The organism is Shewanella sp. SR44-4 (assembly GCF_014163715.1).
In the GTDB taxonomy this organism is placed as follows: domain Bacteria; phylum Pseudomonadota; class Gammaproteobacteria; order Enterobacterales; family Shewanellaceae; genus Shewanella.
On record NZ_JACJDU010000024.1, the window covers coordinates 44,335 to 69,989 of the forward strand.

Below are 25,655 nucleotides of genomic sequence, written 5' to 3' on the forward strand. Positions count from 1 at the left end.
TACTCAGTTGAATTAAACTGAGTTCTAAGTGTATCAATGACCTCATCGACATATGGAATAACATCATCAATGCAGGTTTAATGGTCAATAGCCCTAAGCTGATACGATATTATTTTGGATAAAAATTATCCTAACGCCGTTACTAAGTGATCTATCAATTTTCTAATCCGAGCTGTTAAATGACGTGCAGAAGGATATACAGCGTATAAGTTAAATACGCTAACCATCTTATCGTCAAACAACAATACCAACTCACCACTTTTAAGAAAGGGTTCAACGGTGTACAGCGGACAACGACCAATACCTAAACCTCCAACGGCCATATGCGCGACCGCCCGAGGCGAATTTGCCGTAAAAGACCCATTTACCCGATATTTTTGTTCTGTGCCAGCAACCGTAAAGGCCCAATGCTCCGGATCTGCTGACGATGATTGTAATAAACAATTATGTGTTGATAAATCGCTAGGATGTAATGGTTCACCATGTGTATTGATATATTCCGGTGATGCAAACACCACTAATCGCATAGTAAGCAACTTACGAGCAATAAGCGTAGAATTTTGCAGTGGACCAAAACGAATGGCGAGATCAAAACCTTCGTCAAGTATATCGACATGCTGATCGGACAGATGCAGATTGATAGACACTTTAGGGTGTGCAATTTGAAAAGGTCGAATCGCTTCTACCAATTCCCTTGACCCAAATCCTGTTGGCGCAGTAATACGAATAGGCCCAGCAAGTTCGGATTGACGCTCTTGAACTAAACCTTCTAACTCATCAAATTGATCAATTATAAACACGCAGCGTTCAAAATACGCGAGTCCTGTATCACTCAAAGTGACACGTCTAGTTGTACGATGAATAAGTTGCGCACCTAAACGGGCCTCTAACTGTCGCACATGCTTGCTGGCCAAATTAGTACTAATACCTAGCTGTTTTGCCCCCGCCGTAAACGATTTTTGCCCCGCGACCGCAACAAAAATACGCATACTATCAATTGTATCCATAGATGATCCTCACATGAGTAATGACCATTAATAACAGCCATTAATATTATATCCATAATAGAGATAATGTTTCAATAAAACAGGTCATTGTATTTATACCGTGTGAACTTTATTCTTTTCTCACGCACAAATCATTCAACCCTTAAAGGAACACATCATGTCTAATGCCATTAAAATTCACAGTTTCCCACTTTCAGGTCATGCTCATCGCGTGCAGCTATTTGCGAGTGTCGCGGGGATTGCGCACAACATTATCCACGTAGATCTTCCTGCTGGGGAGCATAAACAAGCACCGTTTCTTACCCTTAACCCTTTGGGTTTGGTCCCTGTTATTGAAGACGGTGATGCAGTTGTTCACGACTCAATTTCAATCCTCATTTATCTGGCTCGTAAATATGCGCCTTCGTTTATCCCTCAAGATCTGCAACATGAAGCAGAAATGCATCGTTTTCTTGCGATGTCAGCGGGCGAAATCTCTTATGGCGTAGGCGCAGCGAGATTAATTAATGTTTTTAATTCACCATCAGATCCGGTGTTTGCTAAAGCCACAGCAGAAAAAGCGTTAACAAAATTAGAAGCACAACTTATCGACCAAGATTATCTGGTCGCAAATAAAATCAGCTTAGCTGACTTTGCTATATACAGTTACGTTGCTCATGCACCTGAAGGCGATGTGTCATTAGCACCTTACCCAAATGTACGTCGCTGGTTAACAAACATTGAAGGGTTGAGAGGATTTGTTGCTATGCCAGCAACCAAAGCTGGATTAGTAGCATAAGACGACTAGCTCTTGGCAGCTCGCACATCCACTGCGGATTTTTGGTACCGATGAATTTGTGAGCCAGTCGTAGGGCCTGTTGATTTATTCAATATCCAGTGCCACCGAAATCCCGCTAAGAGATGCCTATTATGCAAAACCAAACTCGCGATAAGACCCATCAAAAATCAGCTTTATCGCCATTTCATCCTGGTGAACAGAATATTCAGGATCGTGTTGGTAAACGCGCTGTGATGGAGAGTTTTGGACAACGCGCAATACGTCCATACATTCCAGAACAACATCGTGAGTTTTATCAACAACTGCCCTTTATTGTTGCTGGCAGTGTTGACCAACAAGGTTGGCCTTGGGCATCGATACTTTCGGGATATCCAGGATTTATAACATCACCAGACTCAACAACATTAACGATTAACGCATCGGCAATAGCTGGAGACCCTATCGCACCACAACTAAAAAATGATGGTAGTCCTTTAGGTTTACTTGGTATTGAAATGCACTCTCGTCGTCGTAATCGTGTAAATGGCCGGGTTCATAAAATCAATCCTACTCATTTTTCAATATCTGTCGATCAATCTTTTGGCAATTGTCCGCAATATATACAAAGCCGCAGTATTCAATTTAATAAACAATCTCACGTCACTAATCCGGCCTCTAACATAGAAGAATTTACGGTATTGAGTCATGATGTTAGTAAGATAATCCGTGATGCTGATACCTTTTTTGTGTCCAGTTATGTGCCAGCTAAAGAACACCCTGAACATGAAGGTGTCGACATTTCACACCGTGGAGGACGGCCTGGTTTTGTGAAAGTAGACGGCAATACACTGACTATTCCTGATTATTCAGGCAACAATTTTTTTAACACTCTCGGTAACTTTTTGGTTAACCCTAAAGCAGGCTTGGTATTTATCGACTTTTCGACTGGTGACTTATTTATGTTAACCGGCACTGTCGAATTATTATGGGAAGACACTCCAGAAGTCAGCGCTTTTAAAGGTGCTGAACGAGCATGGCGTTTCACTCTCAGCCACGGAGTGACATTAAGGAATGCACTACCCTTTCGCGCATCGTTTACTGCGTATTCACCAAATACTTTAATGGCTGGTGATTGGGAACAAGCACATGCTTCACTGGCAGCTGAAGCCACAAGAGAATCGTGGTTATCTTATACAGTCAAACGTATTGAAAATGAGAGTAGTGTTATTCGTTCATTTTATGTAGAACCAAAAGACAACACCCCGTTAGTGTCTTCAAAAGCGGGGCAGTTTTTAACGGTGCGCCTTACCCCACCCAATGCAAACACAGCCGTGATAAGAACTTATACCGTATCATCAACACCAGACGACATGTATTACCGCATTTCAGTTAAACGAGAAGCTAATGGCACTATTTCGCAATGCTTACACGATAATGTGCGCGTCGGCGATGTTATTGAAGCTAAAGCTCCTTCGGGTAATTTTTATATTGATGCAGCAGAAAAGCGCCCGGCCGTATTAATCGGCGCAGGCGTAGGGATTACGCCGATGATTTCGATGACCTCGCATATCCTAAATGAAGCTGAGCGTACCCGTCATTTAAGACCATTGACCATATTACACGCCGCCAAAACGACCCAACAACGCGCTTTTACACAAAACTTCCGTGATGCTGAAATAAAATCTAATGGTAAAATTCGATACTATTCAATTATCACTCAACCTAATGAGCAGGAAAAAATAGGCATTGATTTTAATGCAATCGACCACATTACCGCCGATACACTTCGGCAAATATTAGCACTAGACGATTATGATTTTTACTTATGTGGTCCACCTGCGTTTATGCAAGCACTCTATGATGAAATACGCAGTTTAGGAGTACGTGATGCACGTATTTTTGCCGAAGCGTTTGGGCCTGCGGCACTTATTCGCCAAATCGATAATGAATCAATGTTACTTGAAGAAAAAATGTTACTTGAAGCAAAAAAGTCACTTGCAGCAGAAAACGAAGCCGATGAAGCCGTCATCAAATTTGTTAAGTCTGGTTTTGAACAAAGATGGAACGCAAATGATGCGACACTTTTAGAAACAGCAGAAAACCATGGGCTCACGCCTAACTTCAGTTGCCGTAACGGAACTTGCGGCACGTGCGCAGTAAGACTGCTAAAAGGATCAATCACTTATCGAACTAAGCCAGTGGTCACTCCAACCGAAGGTGAGGTATTGCTTTGTTGTGCGGTTCCTAAAAAACAATCATCACACAGCAATTTAAATGAAATAAGCATCGTCGAAATCGATTTATAAGCGTTGTAACACATAACGATACCGCCATTGATGAATGAACGTTATGAAAATAAAACCACAACGGCCTGCTTTCACCGCAGTATCCACTTGCCAAAAGATAGCACGCCATAATATACCGCTACAGCAACGGTATTATGGTGTGCTTCTGGTATTTGATTTCATTTGCTCACCTAAAGTCATGTACGAGGCAATAATATTACCTCTATTTAGGTGGCTAAAATACCATGTCACTACACAATTAGTTGCCGTACTTCTTCATGTAGAGGGCCATGATTTTTTATTTGTAGGTTCCTCTTATTGGGTAATTGTTTTGTGGATTACGGATAAAACCTAAACCCATAATCATTGACTTCAGCTCTGGGCGAGAGAAAGGAACATTCGATATATCAATAATTTGTGCCTGTTTTTTATCATTAATAATAAACAATCCGGGTTCGGCAAAAGGTCGGTCAGTTTCTTCCGGCGAGCGAGGATTTGAAATATACACCCCGATTTGTTGCATTTGTTCAATACTTAAGCCGTACGCCACATCAAATAAAGGCTTAACCAGCTCCATTTGAGCCATCGCTTTTTCTATGGGATCGGCGGATACAGCTACAACATCAACACCTAACTTCTTGAATTCAGGCAACAGCTCGTTCAACGTCGATAGATATTGAGTACAAATGGGACAGTGCTTACCGCGATAAACAACCACCATACGCCAATCGCAGCCCTCTGCCGGAACAGCCGTAAGATTAATTTCACCACCACCAAGCAGCGCTAGAGTGATGTCTGGAAAGGTTTGTCCTGCTACTAATTTAGATGAGTTCATGTTTATTCCAATGTTTTGTAGTGAATATTATAAAAACAAAATAATGCCAAGGTGTCAATATTTCATAGTGATCGTTACAAAATTATATTGCTAATATAGACAACTTCCTAGAGCATAATCATTACCTTACCGAGGTTAATGGGTTTTAATTAATTGAATTATGTATCATTTGATACTAAAATAAATCATTAAATCCACAGCGTTGAGGTATCCGATATGATTCAAAATAAGGCTGGTAGGCCACGCGCTTTTGATCGTAGCGAAGCACTTTTGTCCGCCATGCATGTTTTCTGGAAACAAGGATATGATGCCGCCTCCATTAAAGATTTAACCCAAGCAATGGGTATTAACAGCCCTAGCCTTTACTCGGTTTTTGGTGACAAACGTAAACTCTATTTAGAAGCTATAAACTGCTACGCCACAATTGATGCATGCGCACCATTAGTAGCCTTTGAAACAGAACCCGATATTAACCAAGCTGTCCGCTCGTTCATGATTGCAGTGATTGATTACAGTACTGCAAATGGTAGCGGCGCAAAAGGCTGCTTTCTCAGCTCCAGCGTTGCCACAAGTGCTGGCGAGGTCGAGGGAGCACAAGAACTATTACAAAGAGCAGTATTAGATACCGATGCGCGATTATCGCGACGCTTTGAGCTAGAAAAAGCAAGAGGTGTTTTACCTGCCAATTTTCCATCATTAGCACGTGCAAAGCTTATGTTTGATATTCGACAGGGCTATGTATTTCGTGCCCGCGCGGGATTCGAATCAGAAAGTATGAAACAAGATGTCGAGTATAGAGTGCACATGATATTAGCAAGCCCTTGATTGTATCAAAACAAAATTGCCAGCCAATTTGAAGCAACAACCTAATCCAAAGCGCCTGCATAAATGTTTATCTTTCATTCATGAAAGTAAATCCAGCCACCATTTAAGCTTCATCGGAACGCTTAATTTAGTCGACACCTTTGAAGAGTATTTAAAGGTCTGTGTGTCTCAGGCCCGCGAGGTTCTTGTGTAATGGTCTAATGAATCTGATGGGAGTCTTTCATCAACACAAAAAAGCTTCATCATGTCTGATAAAGCTTTATCGTTAAATGTTGAAAACAGATAGATTGTTTTTATAAAGGGTACCCCTTGGGTTCAAAGTCATCGTATTAAATATTAAATTAGTCTCCTAGTTTCAATTAATTGCAGCAATTTCAAGAAGAAAAAACTGCAATGACTAACTGATATTGACTATATTTTCATATTGAAATAGATAACTTACTCCAAGAACACTTTTTAAACAAACAACCTAAACACGACAACCAAACACCTCATAGAGAGGTAATAATGTTATCTATCATTATGGCCATAATGAGTATGCAGATTTTGCTCATGTTCAAGATCGAAAGGCACTGATGGATCGTACGTGGGAGCATCTTTCACTTGCTGCTGCGTCATATCAACATAAATTTTAGAGGTAGGCCAACTCACCTCTTTAATCGATTTGGGCGCAATCAAAACCAGATGACCCAACCACCAATTACTGGTGTTAATAATCAAATAACGAATAGCCCAAGTGTCGATATCTATTAACATACCTTGCAAATGACCCAATTCACCGTCTATGGCATCAAGGTGATAACCCGCCACGGCATGACTGCTGCGTAGATGATGATCATTATCCCGTGATAGTGCTGCCTCAACATCTGCGGACATCTCTGGGTTATCTAAGTTATCTGGCTTTGGCGCGACACTATAATAACCCGTTGCCATCATGTTAGGACTGGGCTCACTTCCCCAAATACCAGTGTTACCCCAGTATTGTGAGTAACCATAATATTCCATATGATCGACCTCATGCTGCCTAGAGACTGGTTTCTCGCTATCGATGTCAGGGCTGTTTTTTACCTGCTCTCTTGAGATTGTGACAGCAAGCGTCTTTTGTTCCTGATTAAATTCTTTGATTGATATGGGTGAAAGCAATATTTTTTTGCTTGATAACCAAGAACCCGTTTCGACTACCAAATATCTAATCACCCAATGCTTGTCATCAAAATAAAAATCTTTGGTTAATCCAATATCGCCATCAGAGGCGTGAATAGATAAATTTTGTAAATCATTCAATGTATGTAACATGATGTATTTGCTCCAGATTAAAGATGGCAAACAATAAATCATTGCTTTCCTAATAGAGTGGATGTCTATCAGCTTGCACCAAATTTTCTATTCAATCTGTTCGGTGTCGCACCGATGGAGCATGAATAATAGTTTAATCTGGAGTTATCTATAAACTTTTAAGGTGAACGAGCATGACTGACATAGAAAAATTAGAGTTAGCGGCCCATCGCAGCGATATCATCGAAGACGTCAACAATTTGATTGAGAAATATCGCGCTATTTTTGGATGGGATGTACCCGATATCGATGAAAAAGTGGCAAACAGATTAATTTTGGATGAAGTTCGTCAGGCGCTTGATGATATTCAAAATGATTAAATTGTAAATATCAGTCAAAGCACTTCAACATGTGAGTTTAGGTCGACGAAAAATCAGATGTTAAATGCATTTTGCATCAGACTGCACATAAGCTTAAAGCACATAAACTTAACTAACTCCGGCGGCAAAAGCCGAATGTATAGCCACTAGAAAAATGGCTTTTGCAATCACTTTGCTGCTCAGCCCTTTTATGCCATCCATCTTCACAAAACTGCAGCCTTAGCAGCTGACTTGCGGCCTAAACGTAATCGCTGTAGGCCGTTGTTTAGTCTCTTTCCTATGAGCGAAACGCAGCTTTGCAAAGGTCTTTTTACTATCTCCCCCCCCCAACTAAATATCCTGTCGATGAGTATAAATACAACTCATAAATACAACTCAACATGCAATGCCTTTTGAACCAAAAATAATGGTTCCACTCGCCTGCTGTGATCGCAAATCACGCTAAACAAGGCATTTTAACCCTCTCGATTCAACAAACTCTGTTATATTGATAACAAGATTACTTAAGTATTATGTAATATTGAATAAAATCAATATCATAAGAAAGATCATAGCAAGTAGTGAATGTCTCACTTTAATATATTGAAAGGTTATCAATGATTGACCCAAATGAGAACGCATTACTTAAAGCATTACCTGAAGCGACAAAACAGCGCTTATTTCCACAGTTAAAGATAATAAAACTGCCCTTAGGTAAAGTTATTTATGAAGCTGGTCAAAACCTTGAAAATGTCTATTTTCCCATTGATAGTATTGTCTCTTTACTGAATGTTCTCGAAGATGGCGCATCGGCAGAAATATCTGTTGTCGGCAATGAAGGTTTAGTGGGCATTGCCGTGTTTATGGGGGGAGAAAGCACCATAAATCGCGCCATAGTTCAAAGCGCAGGCCGAGCCTATAAATTGTCCGCATCAGTATTGTTCGATGAATTTAACGACAATCAAAACCTTCGCGAACTGTTGTTACGTTACACTCAAGCACTGATGGCACAAATGGCGCAGACGGCAATATGTAACAGGCACCATTCTATCGACCAGCAACTTTGTCGTTGGCTGCTGCTATCACTTGATAGACTGGCTAGCAACAATCTCACAATGACCCAAGAGTTGATCGCCAACATGTTAGGAGTCAGACGAGAAGGCGTAACTGAAGCCGCCGGTAAACTGCAAAAACTTGGGGTAATCAACTATAAGCGCGGTCAAATTACCGTGACCAACAGACAAAAACTCGAAACGCTGTGCTGCGAATGTTATGCCGTGGTAAAAACAGAAACCGATAGACTAGAAACCTATTAACTAATCATCTATTAACTAATCATCTATTAACTAAATTATCTATTAACTAAATCATCTATGCCAAGCTACCCCTCATTGGTGGCTTGACATGGTATATTTGGCCATCTTGTCGTTTATAACAAATCATTCCAAACATTAAAAACAATGACGTCATGCCCTTTCTATATCCTCCCAAGCAAGATTAATCGGCTTCACAGCTAGACGCTTAAAGTGCTATGAATTAATTTCATTCAAACTCAGCGCTGTGAAACCATAGCATTGTTAAACCACAGCATTGTCAAACCATAGCATTGTCAAACCACAGCCACCTAACCCATCGATTTAGTTAAACTCTCGATAACTATGCCGCTATCTTAGATAACTAAGCTCGTTCGCCATCTTATGCCGTTGCCATATAGGGTATTGCTTGTGAAATATTAATATTTTCAGTTTGCTAGCCCCTAGCTGTGCAACCGTTACACCGGTGCTGCCATCGAAATGGTGCGAACCAGCTTCTTATTAACGAACTGCTGAATGCCCATTTCGCCGAGTTCGCGGCCATAACCGGAATCTTTAACGCCACCGAACGGAAGCGCGGCATCGGTCCAATCAATATTGTTGATGAACATCATACCGGTATCAATCTGACTGGCGACGCGTTTGCCACGAGCGGCATCTTCGGTAAACACAGATCCACCAAGTCCGAAGTCAGAATCGTTGGCAAGCGCTATGGCCGCGGCTTCGTCCTTGACCCGAAAAATCAACGCAACTGGGCCGAAGAACTCAGTGCGATAAGCAGGGTTGCCTGGCGCAATGTTGGTCAGTATCGTGGTCTGCATGAAAGAGCCCGGGCAGTCGATACGCTTGCCGCCCATTAACACCTTAGCACCATGGGCTACAGCATCATCGACCTGCTTCAAAATATTAACCAGAGCGGCTTCTTGCGACATCGGTCCCTTGGTCGTTGTTTCGTCCATCGGATCGCCAGGTTGCTGAAGTTCAAGCGCGGTTTGAAACTTTTCGATGAATTTGTCAGCAATCGAATCGAGCACAATAAAGCGTTTAGCAGCACAGCAGGTTTGACCCTGATTGTACATACGCCCCCAAACAGCCCAAGGAATAGTGTTGTCGAGATCAGCGTCATCAAGCACGATAAAGGCATCACTGCCACCGAGTTCCATCGACGAGGGTTTGAGGTTTTGCCCTGCTCGGGCGGCAACGCTTCTGCCAGCGGCAAAACCACCTGTCAGTGCCACGCCCTTGACGCGCGGGTCGTCGATAATCTGGTTAGACTGTTGGTGCGAAACCAGCAGATTTGTGTACAACCCCTCAGGTGCGCCCGCATCAATCAACAACTGCTCAAAGGCAATAGCACATTGGGGTACATTGCTGGCATGTTTCACCACCAAAACATTGCCCGCCATCAGTTGCGGGCCTGCGACACGAGCAAGTTGATAAAAGGGAAAGTTCCACGGCTCGACGCAGAAAATCACGCCTATCGGGCTGCTTTCCATATGGGCTTCGCCATGTTCCGGGTCAAGTTTCTCTGGTGCTAAAAACGCTTCTGCGTGGTCTGCATAATAGCTGAGGATTTTACCACTGAAATTGACTTCGCCACGGGCTTCATCAATTCGCTTGCCCATCTCCAGTGTTGCCAGCTTGGCATAGTCATCAGTATGCGCATGCAGAAGTTCTGCAGCCTTGGCCATAATAGCGGCGCGTTGCTTATAGCTGGTGTTTTTCCATGTCTGGTAACAGGCATGCGCAGTGGCAAGCTTGATCTCAAGCTGTGCATCACTGATTTCATCAAAGGTCTTCAATATTGTTCCGTTATTGGGATTAATGCTTTTGTAAGTCATAGTGAAATCCTGTTTCAATTTGGTCTCATGGACGCCGCAAGCTTCTACTGAATTGTGCTACCTCGGCGATAACTTTTGGCGTTAACGCTCTGGAGAAGTCGCGAGAGTTGGATAGTCGGTATAACCCTTGGCGCCAGGTACGTAAAAAGTCGCTTCGTCTGGCGTGTTGAGCGTTGCATCTTGGCGCATCCGAGCGACGAGATCAGGGTTAGCCAAAAACGGACGGCCAAAGGCTACCAGGTCGCCATGTTTATCGCGTAACGCCTGTTCAGCGCTTTGATGATCAAACCCTCCAGACAGAATGAACAGACCATCGAAACCAGCGCGCAGCTTAAGCTTAAAGTCGGCGGGTACCGTTGGTGCCCCCATGGAGGAATGATCAACCAAGTGGATGTAGAGAAGCCCCTGTGAGGAAAGTGCCTTAGTCAATGCCAGGTACTGCGTCTCTATGTCGGGGAATGCGCCGGTGCCATTGAACACACCGTAAGGAGAGAGCCGGATACCAACCCGATCGCTGCCGATGGCTGCCACTGTCGCACGCACAATCTCCAGCGCGAGTCGGTTGCGGCCTTCAATGCTGCCGCCGTAACCGTCAGTGCGTAGGTTGATCAGCGGATTCAAAAACTGCTCGATTAAGTAGCCGTTGGCGCCGTGTATTTCGACACCGTCGAAACCTGCCTCCAGCGCGAGCTTCGCTGACGTCACATACTCATTTATCACATGAGCGATGTCGGCCTCGGTCATTTTGCGGGGCGTACTGTGGGGCTGCATGCCTAGGGTGTCGGTATACATCTCGCCGGGACATGCCGCGGCATCTGGCCCGAGTATTTCGGCACCTGTTGGCAAGTTGTCGACATGCGCGACTCGACCGCAGTGCATCAATTGTAAGAAAGTTTTACCGCCTTTGGCGTGTACCGCTGATGTGCTTGCCTTCCATGCATTCATCTGCGTGCTATCGAAAAGACCGGGGATGCGTGGGTAGCCCAGTCCGTTCGGGCTGGGCGAAGTGCCCTCGGTAATAATCAGTCCAGCCGTCGCACGTTGGCCGTAGTACGTTGCCATCAGCGCGTTAGGCGTGTGCTCAGGCGTAGCCCGACTGCGTGTTAACGGCGCCATTACCATGCGATTGGATAGCTGCAGCGAGCGGTTAGAAAACGTTTCGAAAAGCATAAGCTAGATATCCTGTTATGTATGATGAGGATGAATCCTGCCGAACCCGAGGAAAAGATCATTGCGGCAAGTCCTGAGAACTACAGCTTGCGCGCTGGCATTTAGCTGGTCTGTTCGTTAGAACACATACCCACAAATGACGCCTGCAGATCTAATAGGGTCATTGGCTGGCAGAAAGTTCGCTAGCGAACAGATGAAATGTCGTCAATCGCATATTGTATGTGTGATGCTTACTCGTCAGACATGAGAGCCAAGATGATTTATGAAGGCGTTTCACTGAATGCTGCGACTTCTGTATTTGGATCTGGCTTGGCCTGCTTGTTCGCACCCCTACTACTGAGCGGAGGAATACTATGCTAACCAGACCAATGATACCGACAACAATTTGGGGCTCAACATCCCGACGCGTTACTGAACTGACCCTACTTACGATACTAACCCTATGTGGGCCGTCTGCTATCGCAGGCGATGGACCATGGCCGTCATTTACAGCGACGGCGCTTAGCGGCGAAAAAGTTGACAGTAACAAACTGATAGGTCAACCGACACTGCTCATACTTACGCCGTCTCGCAATGCCGCAATATCCACTCGGGAGTGGGTTAACACATTGCGCTCAGAGATTGATCATAGTAAATATCGGGTTCGCGACGTACTGGCTGTCAATTTACCCTTCTTTATGTCGGAAGAAGATGTCATTAGCCGAGCCAAAGAACAAGTGCCACAGCGCTATCACGATCAAACCTGGATTCTCAACTCACAGATCATGGAAAGCGCGTTGGGTGTGCCCTCTGATAGCGAAGAGGCGGTCATTGTTGTTTTGGATAAGAACGGTAATCTTATATCGCAGGTTCATGGTAAAGTCACGGCGGCGCGGATGACTGAGATCACCAATGCCTTGCAGAGCCTGACTAGTGACTAACCGCCTCCGTCACTAACACTGACCACTGACAATGATCCTTTGTAATATTACCCACCAATAGTATATTGGCAGAGTTGGCAAGTCGCATTCTCGAGCGTTTACGCTCGGGTTGCATTTACAAAAAGTAAACATATTCGACTGTAGAGTGAACGATTAAGTGGTGAATTGGATATGGTAACTGCACAACGATAACCACAAGATCCTACCGAGATGACCAGCTGTTTATTTGAATTTAGAGGTGGCCGACTTCAGCGAATTCCACACACTATCCATACCGGCCTTAAGCTCCTCCCATGCATCGTCACTGGATGCCTTAAGTTCGGTAAGTTTGCTGTTGGCCGATTTTTGCATCGTTCGCAGTTCCTCGATTTGTTTGTAGTACTCAATTTGTACATCGGCCTCCGCGTTATCAGCTTTTGCCTTGAGCTTATCGATCTCTGCGCTCCACTGGTCTAATTGTGCCTGTAGTTTTTTTTGGTAAGCTTTTTTCTTGTTCATGGTTAAACTCCTTTATGTTGTGGCCTGTCAGGGCCCAATGTTGATGTGATGAGACTTTGAGAATCGCTCACATTCTGAGAGATGATGTTGCAGTGAAAACGTGGCACTCTCATAAGCATCATGGCAGGCGTAGACACGGCTTCTGTTATAGCTATGCGTATAGCGATACGGCGTTTAAATAGCGTGAATTCATAAAAATCAGCGGACTTTTACCACCTCATCATAGGAAAACCATTGCTTATCAAGCTTTCTATAAATTAAACTTCGATTCATTTCTTCAAGTGAATCACAGCCCGAAGCGGCCAATAGTTGCAAAAAATCTTCCAACATGTGTTGGTGATAATTACGGACTCTTTGCCATTTTTCTGAAACCACCAAGCCTCTCACAAATTTGGGGTTATTTGTGGCGACGCCCGTAGGGCATTCATTGGTATTGCATTTCAGGGACTGAACACAACCCAAAGCCAACATCATACCCCGAGCGGAATTACAGATATCAGCCCCGATACAAAGGGCTTTAAAAAGATCAAAAGCGGTAAATATCTTAGTCGCTGTAATCACTTTTATGTCTTTTTTAAGCTTGTAGGTATTGAGCGTATTCACGGCGAAAATGAGTGCATCTTCCCAAGGCATACCGACATAGTTTGAGAAATCGATGGGAGCGGCGCCTGTTCCCCCTTCTGCGCCATCCACTGTGATGAAATCGGGTTTAATACCTGTTTCCAGCATTTTTTCACATATTTCAATAAACTCTTGCTTACTGCCTATGGCAAGTTTGAAGCCAACAGGTTTTCCGTTGGATAGTACTCTCAATTGATCAACAAACTGCAATAACCCTTCTGCATTGCTAAAAGCTGAATGGCCGGGAGGTGAAAGCACATCAGTATGGGGTTCAACGCCTCTTATTCCAGCAATTTCTTGATTATTTTTGGCTGCGGGAAGTACCCCTCCGTGCCCGGGTTTTGCACCTTGTGAAAGTTTGATTTCAATCATTTTTACTTGCTCAAAATTTGCCTTTTCTTTAAATTTTTCCGCATCAAAACAGCCATCATCTGTGCGGCAACCAAAATAACCTGTACCAATTTCCCACACTAAATCGCCACCTTGTAAATGGTATTCTGATATACCTCCCTCGCCTGTATCGTGAAAGAAGTCACCTGCTTTAGCGCCCAAATTTAAGGCTTGAATTGCATTTTTGCTCAACGCACCAAAACTCATGGCTGAGATATTAAATAGGCTAGCACTGTAAGGTTGTTGGCAATCTTTGCCGCCAATGATAACCCGTGGCGGTGTGTCCATTTTGCTGGCAGGATAAATGCTGTGCTGCATCCATTTGTAATTATCATCATATACATCTAGCTGAGTGCCAAAGGGGCGTGTTTGATTTTGCTCTTTGGCTCGCTCGTAGATGTAATTGCGATGATTCTTGTTAATGGGTTTACCATCGGTATCAGACTCTACGAAATATTGATGAAGCTCTGGACCTATCATTTCTAATAGATAACGAATATGACCAATGACAGGATAGTTTCTCAGTATCGTGTGTTTTGTTTGAAATAAATCATACAACCCAAGCAGCACGAGCAACGCTACAAGAACAATAGAACCTGCTAAAGGCCAGATAATAATGCAGATGAATACGGCAAAAATAAGCAGGACGATTGTGGTGAACCTAATAGCTTGCTTCATCATGTTTTATAATAATTCCCGTAGGTATTTTAGATCGGTATTGGTTGTATCGACTCTTTCTGCAAATTTTCCATTCAGCATTAATTTTGCCATGGATGCTGCCATGCCTTTCACTTGATCAATGTTTACGAACGGAGGCATTGGGAACGGTAAAAATATTGATTAGCACAGGCCCCTTATGCTGAATCCGTTTGACTTTGATATGACCAATGTTGCCATCTGTAGCACTGATGACATAGTCCTCTATATTGTTAACGGTGCGTAACATAGGTATCGTCTCCTTCGAATGTTAAATGTACCAACATGAGAGCGATACAGAACTATTAAAAGGTAAAAGCGGCAACGCTGTCTGTACGCTATCAAACGTTGGTGTCATTTTCATGCGATTGACGAACCGCTCTGTGTCTATGTATCCGAGTTAGTTGCCAAATCAGGACTATTGATGAATGTGTTAACGCACGGACACCAGACCGAACGTTATTCACCGTAGAAGAACCGTCGGCAATCTTGCCGACGGTTAGAAAAATGCTGGAACAGGATATGAATACAGTCATTAAACCTTCGTTTTAGCGTTCGGTCTGACTTTGGCGTTGCTGCCGTGTAGTTGCTGCTGTGTAGTTGCATGGCGCGGGCTGACAGCGTGTCTCAGGAGATGACCTACTTCAGTGTCGCTTGCAGGGTAATATCCTCAACACCGGCAAGAGCCTTCGATACCGGGCAGTCACACTTTGCCGCAGCCGCAATCTCCTGAAATTTCGCCTCGTCGATGCCCGCAACCTCTGCGCTCATCGTCAACGCGATACGGTCTATAACAAAACCTTCGCCTTGTTTAGCGAGACGAACGCTGGCCTTAGTGTCGATATTGGCGGTGGCAAACCCTGCCTTATCACAGGCGAATGAAAACGCCATAGTAAAACACGCGGCATGGGCTGCGGCTAGTATCTCTTCAGGGTTAGTGCCACTTCGGTCATCCTCGAAGCGACTACCGAAGCCGTAAGGATATTGCTTCAGTGCACCGGTCTCGGTACTTATTTTACCTTGGCCTTTCTTACCTTGACCTTGCCACTGGATAGTTGCTATTTTTTCAATCATGGTCTGTCTCCTAAATATCACATTTCTCAAGAAGGGTTTCAATTTTGACAGTAATGGTAATTATTCCCTTGTTATTAAAGCATTTATAGCTTATCTGATTACCATAAGCCGGTTGTCACAAACAGATGTAATCTGGTCAGTTTCGGCGCTAAGGATTGGGTAAACTGAGACGACTTATACTTTCAATGTATGTCAGTCTGGACTTGGCCATAGGTATTCGTCTGTGCGATATCCAACAGATGTGACGGCTGCAAAGGCGCTAATCTGATTACGTAAAATAGCGCTGGGTCGTTGCAGAACCTCATGTTCCAATCGAAGACATGCTTCTCAACTTCACCTCTGTACACTTTCGTTTCAGCACCAACTTGCCTCATCTGTTGGATGCTTCAAAAGCTCTTCAATATTAGCAAGAATTACGCCGAAACCTATGTTGCCATACAATGTTTGACGCCCACCATCAAGGACATATGAAGGACTACCGTTAATGCCTTGACTCTTTGATTTTTGATAATCACCCATTAAAGATGCCATAGCAGAACCATCACCAATACTGGTATTGATGGTGTTTAGGTCTAGTCCATTGGCGTTAACTAAATCACAGAGGACTTCAAGGTTGCCAATATCCAAGCCATCAACAAAAAATGCGGTTCGAAATGTTAGCGCCATATCGATACTTTTCTTTTTATCATAAGTAATCTCTACCGCTTTAAGCATCAAATGCGCATTGGCTGAAGTGGTGGGTCTAACTTGCGTCCATACTTTTGGGTTTATATAGGCATATTCAAAGGCAGATGCTGACTGTTGTATGTGTTCGGCAAAGCCAATAAACCCGCCTTTTGATTGCCATTGAGTGTTTATTTTTGTCGGTACATCACCAAAAACGTCAACGTAGTAACATTTAAGTTCGATTTTATGTCCCAATTTTTTATTAAGTTCATCAACACGTTTCTGAGCAATCCAAGCCCAGACACAAAGAATGTCAGTGTAATAATCTATGATTAAGGTTTTATCCATTTGGCATGTCACTCCTTCATCTGAGGATCTTTAATCGCACGGTACGATAACGTCAGAACTTCAAATCATGTCATCAGCCAATCTGACTGTCTGTGCGACTGCGTACATACACTTTTTTACAGGCATTTCTACGCCATTGTATGTACACAAGCGTGTAGATAAACGGCACAACTTTGTCATCTATTGAGCCATACTCAATAGATGACATAGTGCTGAAAAAGGAAGTGTTTTTGTCGCGACTGTCGATAAACTTGTTAGCAAGTTCAACCAAACAAATACGACTATGTTTGTCCTTATAGGCATCAATACTCGAAGTTTTAACCGGCGTAAAACCAATGAGGTGGTAAACAGCAAACAAAGTGAGTAATGCCCTCGATGAGTGCGATGAGCAACGAAGTTAACGGGCGGAGAACATAAAAAAGCCATTCAATGGCTTAATAAATTAACGATTTCCCTAGCGGTAAAACGCCGTTTTATTGGTGTTTTCATCGCGATATTGGCTGCCGTAATCATAATTAATAGGTTGTGCCATGTTATCGTGATGTTATTACACCCAACCGTTCATGTAGATACATACAAGCTATGGGAAATTTATACTCACCTTGCAACTTCTAGTATATTGTTGTTTTAATTAGGTAAACCCATAAAAACCTATGACAGAGAAAAACTAAAATTGAAACCAAGACATCATCTATGCGAAAGCAAATCGCACTCAGATAACACGTGAACAGACCAATTTAAACACGTTTCCTGCGGATCTACAGTCGGTGTCTATTTTTATGTACGGATCGCCTGGGGCCGGCAAAAAAAAGCTTCAAAAACGTTTATTGACATGTTTGATGATACGGGAACTATTAGGCTGGCCCCAAATCAGCTAAGAGTCTTTTTTCAAAAGTACACAGGTGAAAATTCATGCCTATTTCAGAAAGCTGTCAGCTTTATTATTGCGCGACCCCTAGTTTGCCACGACAGGCAGTCGCTCAGGTGGTAGAGATGCACTGGGCCAAGTAAGGCGCCGTTCGGCTCTCCGGGTGGGCGGCCACAGCATGGGGCGTGCCAGCGACCACTATAGCGCCTCCCTTGTCACCGCCTTCAGGGCCGATATCAATAACCCAGTCGGCGGCGGCAACCACGTCCATGTCGTGTTCGACCACGATCACGGTATTGCCGGCATCGACAAGCCGGTTGAGCTGGGCGAGCAGCAATAGCACGTCGGCAGGATGCAGCCCTGTTGTGGGCTCGTCGAGAATGTACAGCGTATGGCCGCGGCGTGCCCGCTGCAGCTCGGTCGCGAGCTTGATGCGTTGCGCCTCTCCTCCGGAAAGCTCGGTGGCGGGTTGGCCGAGTCGTAGGTAGCCGAGCCCCACCTCACTAAGGGTTTTAAGGCTGCGCAATGCCGAGGGTACATCGGCGAGAAACACCATTGCCGCATCCACTGTAAGCCCAAGCACCTCGGCTATATTCTTGTTACAGTATGTCACCTCGAGGGTCTCAGGGTTGTACCGCTTGCCACCGCAGTCAGGACAGGGCGAGTAACTGCCAGGTAAAAAAAGCAGACCGACCGCCACAAATCCCTCGCCAAGGCAGGTCTCGCAGCGGCCACCCGGCACGTTGAACGAGAACCGGCTAGCGCCGAACTTTCGGCTCCGAGCCTCGGGGGTCGCGGCGAATGTGGTGCGCACGGCATCGAACAGGCCTGTATATGTGGCGAGGTTGGACCGCGGTGTGCGACCGATTGGTTTCTGGTCAACGCGCACCAGTCGATCGATCAGATCCGCGCCGTTGATCGCTTCAACCGTGGTGATTTCGACGGGTTTAGGCTCGGGTTGTTCATCCTTATCCCCGGCCACCGAGGCTGTGGATGCGTTCCCGTCACTGGGATCCAGATCAGGATGAAGGTGCAGGCCAACAGTCTCGGCAAGCACCTGGCTCACTAGAGTGGACTTGCCTGAGCCCGAGACACCCGTGACCGCGGTCAGTATGCCGAGCGGAAACTCAGCGTCGAGTCCGCGTAGGTTATGGCGGGTGATACCCGTCAGGCCAAGCCAACCGAGCGGTTGTCGCAGCTCGCGTGCAGCCGGGACTGGACGCTCGCTTGCAAAGAGAAATTTTCGCGTGATCGAGGCAGGTACATCTTTGAGTCCCGCCGTAGGGCCGCTGTAGAGGACCACTCCGCCCTGCTCTCCCGCATGCGGGCCGACGTCGATGACCCAGTCGGCGCGGCGTACCACGTCCATATTGTGTTCCACGATAAAAACTGAGTTACCACTAGATTTGAGCTCGTCGAGTACGGCTAGGAGCGGCTCGGCATCGGCCGGGTGAAGTCCAGCGGAAGGCTCGTCGAGTACGTAGATTACGCCAAAAAGCCCAGAGCGCAGCTGGGTGGCTATGCGCAGCCGCTGCATTTCACCAGGAGAGAGCGTGGGTGTTGCGCGGCCTAGACTTAGGTATCCGAGGCCGAGATCGAGCAACACGTCGAGGCGGCGAGTGAGATCCTTGGTGATAGTCGCACCCGGGGTATTGGCGGCCGCCGGACGGTCAAGCACGTGGCGGAGCTCGGTGAGCGACAAGCTGTTGAGCTCGGCTATGGTGCGGCCGTTAAAGGTAACGGCGAGTGCTTCGCTGCGCAGTCCGCTGCCCGCGCATATTAAGCATGGTCCAGATTCAACATATTTCAGTACACGGTTACGCACCGAAGCGCTTTTTGAATCGGCGAGCGTGTGCATCACATAACTCTGCGCGCTCCAGAACTTCCCCTTGTAAGGCCGGGGCCGTTCTCGCTCCGGCATGATGTCGGCCACGGGTTGTTCCTCGGTGAACAAGATCCAATCGCGATCGGCGCTGGACAGCTGTTCCCAAGGTATGTCCACATCATGGCCGAGCGCAGTGAGGATGTCGCGCAAGTTCTTACCCTGCCACGCCCCAGGCCAAGCCGTGACAGCGCCTTCGCGAATGCTCAGTGAAGGGTCGAGCACCAGCGATGCCTCGGTGACTGTGTGCGCGGTTCCGAGTCCCTGGCATTTAGGGCAAGCGCCCATGGCGGTGTTGGGTGAAAAGGAGTCCGACTCGAGGCGCAAAGCCCCATCAGGGTAAATACCTGTACGGGAATAAAGCATCCGCAGAGAATTCGAGAGAGTGGTGACTGTGCCTACACTTGAGCGTGAGTTGGGTGTACCTCGGCGCTGCTGGAGTGCGACGGCTGGCGGCAATCCAGTAATTTCGTCCACCTGAGGCGTATGGCCTTGCTGGATCAGACGCCGGGCATACGGCGCGACGGATTCGAAGAAACGTCGCTGGGCCTCAGCGAAAATGGTGCCAAAAGCGAGCGAGGATTTGCCAGAGCCGGACACCCCTGTGAAAGCAACTATCGAGTCCCGGGGTAGATCCACGTCAACGTTCTGCAGGTTATTTTCTCGGGCGCCGCGCACGCGCACAAACCCCGCTGGTATGGAGTGCGAAACTGATGTTGGTGTTGGGGTGTGACTACTGAAAGTGTCAACTGGCAAATCAAGGCTGCCACTATTTTTTGCTTTATTCATGCTAAAAGACCCCTTAGGTAATTCTTGTCTAGATGTGCAGGATATGATGGGACGTGCAGAATATGATGGCTTCTACTGGCATTAATGCGGAATTCTCAGCCTATGTTGCCATTTATTTCATGGCACAATAATAACAATAATCAAGCCATAAATGGCCTAGTTTACTCAGTCAGGATGAACAGAGTTCATGGTATGTTCTTAACCAAGAGCTTAAGATCACTATCTCCATTAAAATATTCAAATTAAAATATGCCACCCATTTTTAAGGTAACACATAACGCCTTTCGTTTTTGAGTTGCCAACACCTGCTATGATTTTCTTAACGTACAGATTCAACCGAGTGATTTGAAAAATGTTTACTCAATAGCCACAAAATGACTCATTAGTTAAAACCAAGGCAACAGAAAAGCTTGATATCAATCAAGTAGAAAATAGTTTGTGGGATTCAGAAGTGATTGTTTACGCACACAACCCGCGCTGGCAATTTTACAGCGCCTTGTCGTCGTTTTCGGTCTAAATGTTCACAATATTCGGTTAAGGCAGGTAATACTCCGACAGCGCCTTTAAATAATGCACCAAATTCTGTGGTGATTTTAAGCCAATTCTCTGCAGTTGGAATGGGTGGCCATGTCAACAGGGATGCCACCCATTTTTATAATGCGGAACCCATAAAATAGGCTCCGTTCTTAAAAAATAGTAATTCTACAACCGCAACGATACTGTGGAATGACTTCAACCTAACCCCTAAACAATATCAAATCTAAATCAAACTGCATTTATAGTCTGACACTGCAATTGACCATTGTATTTAGCATTAAAAAAGCCAAATGGTGAGTTAACTTCTTCAATAACATAATCATCTAAGTCGTATGTATTTACCGTCTCTATCGAAGTATTCTTATCCAATGACTTATTGTCTATTCTATTGTAATTGAAAGTTATATTTTGGAATAATTCGTCTAGAGATGTATGATCACTTTTAGTTCGCAGTATCAATATTTTTCTATTTTGGAAGAAAAATCTTAATTGGTTGTTACCCGCCAGAACAGCACTACAAGTCTGTATTAATCCATCATCGAATTGGCTTATAATCTTATTTTTTCTAGCGGTACTTTTGGCCAACATCCAAGCATTGATATATGAGTAAATAGCTGGTTCAGCGCAATAATATTGACCGTCATACGTAATGGTATAGCCGATATCAGTATTAAGCATTTTTACTTGATGCTGTTCACAGGCTAGTCCTTGATTAAACCATGCATTAGCCACAGTTTTACTATTTTCACTATGTTTAATTAACCAGTTACTGACTGATAATGAATGACCAAATTGGTTATTTTTTAACGCGATTAATGACATATCACTGAGTGCTTTCTCATTTTTAGGATTAATGCTCAATGCCTTGATTAAATACTCATAAGCATCTTGTACTTTGCCCTGTGGATAAGCCGCTATAGCCGATTTTATTTGATTTTTTTCTACTTTATTTAATTGTTGTGAACTTGGAGGCGTAAGCCACTTTTGTACAGTTAACTTACTTTCTTGGGGAATATGACTATTTATCTCAGCTGATGCTGTATCGGTATATCGATAGAACCAATCCAATGGTGTTTCTTCTGTCATTGGGTAATTATGATGGTTCTCAGCTTTCATATAAGTTGCAGCACCATTGTCTATTAATAACTTAATAAAATCAGGAGAAGCATACCTTACCGCATAATGAAGAGCCGTCATTTTGAAGGTGCTTAACGCGTAATAACAAGTATCATCAGGTATTGTGGTATTGGCGACGGTATTAGCCCCGTGTTGAATAAGCAACTTGGCGGACTCTAATAAGTTATATTGAGCCGCGTACATCAAAGGTGTTTTACCAAATGCATTACTGTGATTGGGACTTATGCCCTGTTGCAATAGATATTTTAATACTTCAGGTTGGTTTATCGCTAGGTTTAAAATACTTTCTTGTGCTTCTTGCGAATAGTAAGTTTTTGCGATGCTATCGATATCAATAGCACTAAATTCAATTGTTTTTATGGTATCTAACGATTGTTTGGTAATAATTGCATTTCTTAGATTGAACTCACCTGCGGAAAATTCAGGGTTATACATATAGAACCCAAAACCTGCACTAATTGCTGATGTTAATGCAAGCTCAGCTATTTCATCGGATTGTTGTTTATACCAATGATTCGCCTGTTGATAAAATTGCGAAAGCGATTTTATCGAGATAGCTAACTGATGTTTATAGCCATTAAATGCTTTTTGCTCAGCGACACCGGTTAATGACCACCTTTCTAAATCGGTTATCATTTTAGAATAATTACCGTGACTATTTTTACTTTCTCTACTTTCGCCCCTCATTGCCCAGGGGCGAGTTAATGTCAAACTCAGTTTATGCTTAATGGCATTTCCCCAACGCCAACGAGTATTCATTCGCCCACATGAAGAGCCACTACCTTGACTTAAAGCCAGAGTCGATTGATACAAATCATCAAAACTTTTCATCGCGCTGAAATAACTATGCTCTTTGTTGAATGGCACTACTGTTGCTGTTAAGTTTATTTCGCAAGCTGGTGCCCATGTTGCGTTTGGGCTAAGACGATAAACAAATAACTGGCCTATATCAGCGCCATAATGTCCTAAAACAAACATATACGGGATATTTGTGCCCGACTGTGCGTATGTATAACCATAGCTCATTGCGGGTGGTGCGTTTTTGGCTAGTGCTGCAATTTGCTTGGCGGTTAACTCAATGAATGATGAAGTAGACACTAGCGATTGCTGCCTCTCACACGCTCCACTGCAACCACTATGCAAATAATTATAGAGATAGAATTCTTTACCGTAAGCATACAGGCTTGTTAAAGAGTCTCCTCCTAATATTGTCCAATCTAGTATTTCTCCCGTATTTACATAGCCATGCCCTCTAACGCCATAAGCTGCGCCCCAATCGATATCTGAGTAGAATTTTGATTGTGCATCTTCCAACAAGGATTGACATGCAGGATCATTATCTGTGATTAAACTCGGCTTATTCCAAGCTGAGGTTACTTTTACAAAGGGCGTTTTCTCAGAAGATAAAGAGTGACAAGAAAAAACAATTAAGCAGAGGGTTAATAAGCAACGTAACATTAATATCATCCATAATATTCAATACAACCAATTGGATGTCATCCTAAAGATGATAAACAGTAATAACAATATTTATTTTCAAATAGATAGCATGTGCATTGACACATAGACTTTGGGTTTTAGCTAATAAAATTAATCGTGACACCTGCAGTTAATCTGTAATTCATGATGATACTTTTTCGTCTTTGCCTTAAATCTTGCGGAGGGATAGCTTGCTTGTAATAAAGAGGAACCCGTGGGTTCAAAGTCCTGTCTTTCGCCAAATAAAAAGGCCCGCTATAAATAGCGGGCCTTTTTATTTTAATGTGGCGGAGGGATAGGGATTTGAACCCAAGCAATCAGCCACAAAATAAAACTAAAATTCATTATAATCAATAACTAATCGAAAAATCACATCTCAGATAGTGAACATTCGTCGTCGATATATGACATTTAAGTATTTATATAATCTTTTGTCAACAAACACCATAGTCTTTTGTTAGAAATTATTATAGTTCAGCCGTATAATACTTATACGGGCTATGTAATTTATCTATAGTAATTTCACCTTTTTTCCCTAACACTTTTCCTGCCCATGCTGAAACTTTCTGAACTGTACAACCAACCGAGTCTGCAACTTCCCTTGCGGTTAAAGCTTCATTGGGTAAAAGCTCTGATATTAAGCCTAATATTCTTATTTCAACTTCCGCAAAGTTACCATTTGTAACAGGCGCCTCCTGATGGATAATTTCTATTAATTTTTCATCATCCTCAAAGCAACGTTTGACTTTTGCGTGCTTAACATCAGCTTCAGCATAAATTTTTCCACATTCAGGACATTTATAACTTTTTTGTTTTGATTCTAAAAAATAGGGGTCAAATTCGGAAAGAACAGAATCATAAATGAACCTGATGGGAGTGTATTCATCTTTTTTGTCAGCATACTTAATATTGTATTCACTACAAACATCATAATCTATTGAATATAAGTTATATTTCCCACCATGCTTAGATGTGACATTTTCAGACATAAAATGAATTAGAAAATTCTCACAAAGAACACTTAAATAATCTTTTCTAATAGGATCAGCCATGAAGTGACTTGCGGGTCTATCAGGGAATTTATTTTTTTCCTCTATAGCCTTAGTTAAAATAGCACCCCACATATCTAAATTAAAACCTGGAACAAGTCTTTTTTTAACACTTCCAGTAAACTGTTTTTGATATGTTTTTCTTGCGCTACTAATCCCATAGTTAATTTCAGCTAAACCGATCCTAGTATCAGAATTAGAGCTTGCTTGAACAAAAGCATTTTGCAGAATAATGCCTATGGTTCTTGATACACCTAGTGTTTCTCTAGTAATCCTATAGATCATTTCAGTAAAGTTAGATTTAAACACATCAGTCACTTTTAAATTTGGACAAAATTTTTCTATTCTTTTGGTTATCAACGTTTCAACAAATGTTTGAGTTTTATTAATTGCAGCAATTGTTCCATCGTATCTATCCGCGTATTCGTTAAAATCTAATGGAATAGGAAAAATATCTCTTCCAACAATAATTCGTTCTCCAAAGTCATAACGGTCAGTAATAACACCTACTTTAAAAAACATACCAATTTTCGATCCTAAAAATGACTTCAAAAGAGCGCTAAAAGTTGCTTGTGCTTTAGGGCTTAGATCAGAATATTCGTCTACAAATACATAAATAGAATCGATACCAGCTTTTTTCTTTATGTCGCTTATTTTATTAAGAAACTCTTGAACATTAAGGCCTTTAATCTGCTTTACGGTTTTACTTTGAGCAAGTTCATAAGATTCATTTTGTTTGCCTGCAACATTTGCTTTAACGCTTGATATTTCAACTGAGACTTCAGAGCTTTCAGACGATTTTCTTTCGTTCGTTAAATTAAATGTCTTCGATGTAGAAAGTGTTATTCCTTCAACTAGAACTTTCTCAATGAAGTCTAAATCATCCAAAGCTGGATTTTCTTTAGAGAAAACCGGCGTTTTTCAAGACAGTTGTCGCCTAAATTGTTAAGCAGCTTCTTTATGTTGCTCTGGATTTAACTCCACAGCGCCTATTGGCTGCCAGTTTCGCTCTTCTTTTGACCATCGCTCTGGAT

General features: G+C 43.5%; 20 protein-coding genes and 1 pseudogene. 6 read left to right on the forward strand and 15 right to left on the reverse strand.

Annotated elements, in window-relative coordinates:
- Nucleotides 1–125 precede the first annotated feature (125 nt).
- Nucleotides 126–1,007: a LysR family transcriptional regulator gene (locus tag H5125_RS12545; protein ID WP_101088464.1), complete on the reverse strand. Its 882-nt coding sequence runs from the start codon at nucleotides 1,005–1,007 to the stop codon at nucleotides 126–128.
- Between the two features lie 157 nt (nucleotides 1,008–1,164).
- Between H5125_RS12545 and H5125_RS12550 the strand changes: the two genes are divergently transcribed.
- Both H5125_RS12550 and H5125_RS12555 read left to right on the forward strand, forming a co-directional pair.
- Nucleotides 1,165–1,785 (forward strand): glutathione S-transferase family protein, encoded by a 621-nt coding sequence (locus tag H5125_RS12550; RefSeq protein ID WP_182744387.1) that lies wholly within the window; start codon nucleotides 1,165–1,167, stop codon nucleotides 1,783–1,785.
- A 131-nt stretch (nucleotides 1,786–1,916) separates the two neighbouring features.
- On the forward strand, nucleotides 1,917–4,070 hold the full coding sequence (locus tag H5125_RS12555) for a pyridoxamine 5'-phosphate oxidase family protein (protein ID WP_182744388.1): 2,154 nt from the start codon (nucleotides 1,917–1,919) through the stop codon (nucleotides 4,068–4,070).
- Nucleotides 4,071–4,347: 277 nt separating this feature from the next.
- On the opposite strand, the gene H5125_RS12560 is transcribed toward H5125_RS12555, so the two are convergent.
- Nucleotides 4,348–4,884 carry a peroxiredoxin-like family protein gene (locus H5125_RS12560; protein WP_101088467.1) on the reverse strand — a complete coding sequence of 179 codons (537 nt, stop codon included), beginning with the start codon at nucleotides 4,882–4,884 and terminating at the stop codon, nucleotides 4,348–4,350.
- A 216-nt stretch (nucleotides 4,885–5,100) separates the two neighbouring features.
- Between H5125_RS12560 and H5125_RS12565 the strand changes: the two genes are divergently transcribed.
- Nucleotides 5,101–5,709 (forward strand): TetR/AcrR family transcriptional regulator, encoded by a 609-nt coding sequence (locus H5125_RS12565; RefSeq protein WP_101088468.1) that lies wholly within the window; start codon nucleotides 5,101–5,103, stop codon nucleotides 5,707–5,709.
- A gap of 510 nt (nucleotides 5,710–6,219) precedes the next feature.
- Here H5125_RS12565 and H5125_RS12570 read toward each other — a convergent pair.
- Nucleotides 6,220–7,005, reverse strand: a complete 786-nt coding sequence (locus H5125_RS12570; protein ID WP_182744389.1) for a PRC-barrel domain-containing protein — start codon at nucleotides 7,003–7,005, stop codon at nucleotides 6,220–6,222.
- A gap of 173 nt (nucleotides 7,006–7,178) precedes the next feature.
- Here H5125_RS12570 and H5125_RS12575 point away from each other — a divergent pair, with 173 nt between their 5' ends.
- Complete coding sequence (locus H5125_RS12575) at nucleotides 7,179–7,364, forward strand: hypothetical protein (protein ID WP_162022975.1); 186 nt, start codon at nucleotides 7,179–7,181, stop codon at nucleotides 7,362–7,364.
- A gap of 596 nt (nucleotides 7,365–7,960) precedes the next feature.
- Nucleotides 7,961–8,659 (forward strand): Crp/Fnr family transcriptional regulator, encoded by a 699-nt coding sequence (locus H5125_RS12580; protein WP_182744390.1) that lies wholly within the window; start codon nucleotides 7,961–7,963, stop codon nucleotides 8,657–8,659.
- 455 nt (nucleotides 8,660–9,114) lie between these two features.
- On the opposite strand, the gene H5125_RS12585 is transcribed toward H5125_RS12580, so the two are convergent.
- Both H5125_RS12585 and H5125_RS12590 read right to left on the reverse strand, forming a co-directional pair.
- Complete coding sequence (locus H5125_RS12585; RefSeq protein WP_182744391.1) at nucleotides 9,115–10,497, reverse strand: NAD-dependent succinate-semialdehyde dehydrogenase; 1,383 nt, start codon at nucleotides 10,495–10,497, stop codon at nucleotides 9,115–9,117.
- Nucleotides 10,498–10,578: 81 nt separating this feature from the next.
- Entirely contained in the window at nucleotides 10,579–11,667 is a 1,089-nt protein-coding gene (locus H5125_RS12590; protein WP_182744392.1) for an alkene reductase, read from the reverse strand.
- A 608-nt stretch (nucleotides 11,668–12,275) separates the two neighbouring features.
- Between H5125_RS12590 and H5125_RS22210 the strand changes: the two genes are divergently transcribed.
- Entirely contained in the window at nucleotides 12,276–12,587 is a 312-nt protein-coding gene (locus H5125_RS22210; protein ID WP_259395453.1) for a hypothetical protein, read from the forward strand.
- Nucleotides 12,588–12,809: 222 nt separating this feature from the next.
- On the opposite strand, the gene H5125_RS12600 is transcribed toward H5125_RS22210, so the two are convergent.
- From H5125_RS12600 to H5125_RS12645, 10 genes and pseudogenes are all read right to left on the reverse strand, one after another.
- A complete protein-coding gene (locus H5125_RS12600; RefSeq protein WP_182744394.1) occupies nucleotides 12,810–13,085 on the reverse strand; it encodes a coiled coil domain-containing protein in 276 nt (91 codons plus the stop codon).
- 198 nt (nucleotides 13,086–13,283) lie between these two features.
- Entirely contained in the window at nucleotides 13,284–14,777 is a 1,494-nt protein-coding gene (locus tag H5125_RS12605) for an FMN-binding glutamate synthase family protein (RefSeq protein WP_259395454.1), read from the reverse strand.
- 115 nt (nucleotides 14,778–14,892) lie between these two features.
- Nucleotides 14,893–15,042: a hypothetical protein gene (locus tag H5125_RS22215; protein ID WP_259395455.1), complete on the reverse strand. Its 150-nt coding sequence runs from the start codon at nucleotides 15,040–15,042 to the stop codon at nucleotides 14,893–14,895.
- Nucleotides 15,043–15,431: 389 nt separating this feature from the next.
- Entirely contained in the window at nucleotides 15,432–15,866 is a 435-nt protein-coding gene (locus H5125_RS12615) for an OsmC family peroxiredoxin (protein WP_123777477.1), read from the reverse strand.
- A gap of 354 nt (nucleotides 15,867–16,220) precedes the next feature.
- Nucleotides 16,221–16,880 (reverse strand): DsbA family protein, encoded by a 660-nt coding sequence (locus tag H5125_RS12620; RefSeq protein ID WP_101088479.1) that lies wholly within the window; start codon nucleotides 16,878–16,880, stop codon nucleotides 16,221–16,223.
- 73 nt (nucleotides 16,881–16,953) lie between these two features.
- Complete coding sequence (locus tag H5125_RS12625; RefSeq protein ID WP_182744395.1) at nucleotides 16,954–17,238, reverse strand: hypothetical protein; 285 nt, start codon at nucleotides 17,236–17,238, stop codon at nucleotides 16,954–16,956.
- Nucleotides 17,239–17,860: 622 nt separating this feature from the next.
- Nucleotides 17,861–20,419 (reverse strand): excinuclease ABC subunit UvrA, encoded by a 2,559-nt coding sequence (locus tag H5125_RS12630; RefSeq protein ID WP_182744396.1) that lies wholly within the window; start codon nucleotides 20,417–20,419, stop codon nucleotides 17,861–17,863.
- Between the two features lie 459 nt (nucleotides 20,420–20,878).
- Nucleotides 20,879–21,038 (reverse strand): annotated as a pseudogene (locus H5125_RS12635) (transposase); the annotation flags it as partial.
- 146 nt (nucleotides 21,039–21,184) lie between these two features.
- Nucleotides 21,185–23,551, reverse strand: coding sequence for an ankyrin repeat domain-containing protein (locus tag H5125_RS12640; protein WP_182744397.1), 2,367 nt, complete (start codon nucleotides 23,549–23,551; stop codon nucleotides 21,185–21,187).
- Nucleotides 23,552–24,039: 488 nt separating this feature from the next.
- Nucleotides 24,040–25,509, reverse strand: a complete 1,470-nt coding sequence (locus H5125_RS12645) for a hypothetical protein (protein ID WP_182744398.1) — start codon at nucleotides 25,507–25,509, stop codon at nucleotides 24,040–24,042.
- Nucleotides 25,510–25,655: the final 146 nt, after the last annotated feature.

What these genes read in the sequence shown, in the direction of transcription:
- H5125_RS12545 (WP_101088464.1), bottom strand. Translation starts at nt 1,007, where the DNA reads ATGGATACAATTGATAGTATGCGTATTTTTGTTGCGGTCGCGGGGCAA.
- H5125_RS12550 (WP_182744387.1), top strand. Translation starts at nt 1,165, where the DNA reads ATGTCTAATGCCATTAAAATTCACAGTTTCCCACTTTCAGGTCATGCT.
- H5125_RS12555 (WP_182744388.1), top strand. Translation starts at nt 1,917, where the DNA reads ATGCAAAACCAAACTCGCGATAAGACCCATCAAAAATCAGCTTTATCG.
- H5125_RS12560 (WP_101088467.1), bottom strand. Translation starts at nt 4,884, where the DNA reads ATGAACTCATCTAAATTAGTAGCAGGACAAACCTTTCCAGACATCACT.
- H5125_RS12565 (WP_101088468.1), top strand. Translation starts at nt 5,101, where the DNA reads ATGATTCAAAATAAGGCTGGTAGGCCACGCGCTTTTGATCGTAGCGAA.
- H5125_RS12570 (WP_182744389.1), bottom strand. Translation starts at nt 7,005, where the DNA reads ATGTTACATACATTGAATGATTTACAAAATTTATCTATTCACGCCTCT.
- H5125_RS12575 (WP_162022975.1), top strand. Translation starts at nt 7,179, where the DNA reads ATGACTGACATAGAAAAATTAGAGTTAGCGGCCCATCGCAGCGATATC.
- H5125_RS12580 (WP_182744390.1), top strand. Translation starts at nt 7,961, where the DNA reads ATGATTGACCCAAATGAGAACGCATTACTTAAAGCATTACCTGAAGCG.
- H5125_RS12585 (WP_182744391.1), bottom strand. Translation starts at nt 10,497, where the DNA reads ATGACTTACAAAAGCATTAATCCCAATAACGGAACAATATTGAAGACC.
- H5125_RS12590 (WP_182744392.1), bottom strand. Translation starts at nt 11,667, where the DNA reads ATGCTTTTCGAAACGTTTTCTAACCGCTCGCTGCAGCTATCCAATCGC.
- H5125_RS12600 (WP_182744394.1), bottom strand. Translation starts at nt 13,085, where the DNA reads ATGAACAAGAAAAAAGCTTACCAAAAAAAACTACAGGCACAATTAGAC.
- H5125_RS12605 (WP_259395454.1), bottom strand. Translation starts at nt 14,777, where the DNA reads ATGATGAAGCAAGCTATTAGGTTCACCACAATCGTCCTGCTTATTTTT.
- H5125_RS22215 (WP_259395455.1), bottom strand. Translation starts at nt 15,042, where the DNA reads ATGTTACGCACCGTTAACAATATAGAGGACTATGTCATCAGTGCTACA.
- H5125_RS12615 (WP_123777477.1), bottom strand. Translation starts at nt 15,866, where the DNA reads ATGATTGAAAAAATAGCAACTATCCAGTGGCAAGGTCAAGGTAAGAAA.
- H5125_RS12620 (WP_101088479.1), bottom strand. Translation starts at nt 16,880, where the DNA reads ATGGATAAAACCTTAATCATAGATTATTACACTGACATTCTTTGTGTC.
- H5125_RS12630 (WP_182744396.1), bottom strand. Translation starts at nt 20,419, where the DNA reads ATGAATAAAGCAAAAAATAGTGGCAGCCTTGATTTGCCAGTTGACACT.
- H5125_RS12640 (WP_182744397.1), bottom strand. Translation starts at nt 23,551, where the DNA reads ATGTTACGTTGCTTATTAACCCTCTGCTTAATTGTTTTTTCTTGTCAC.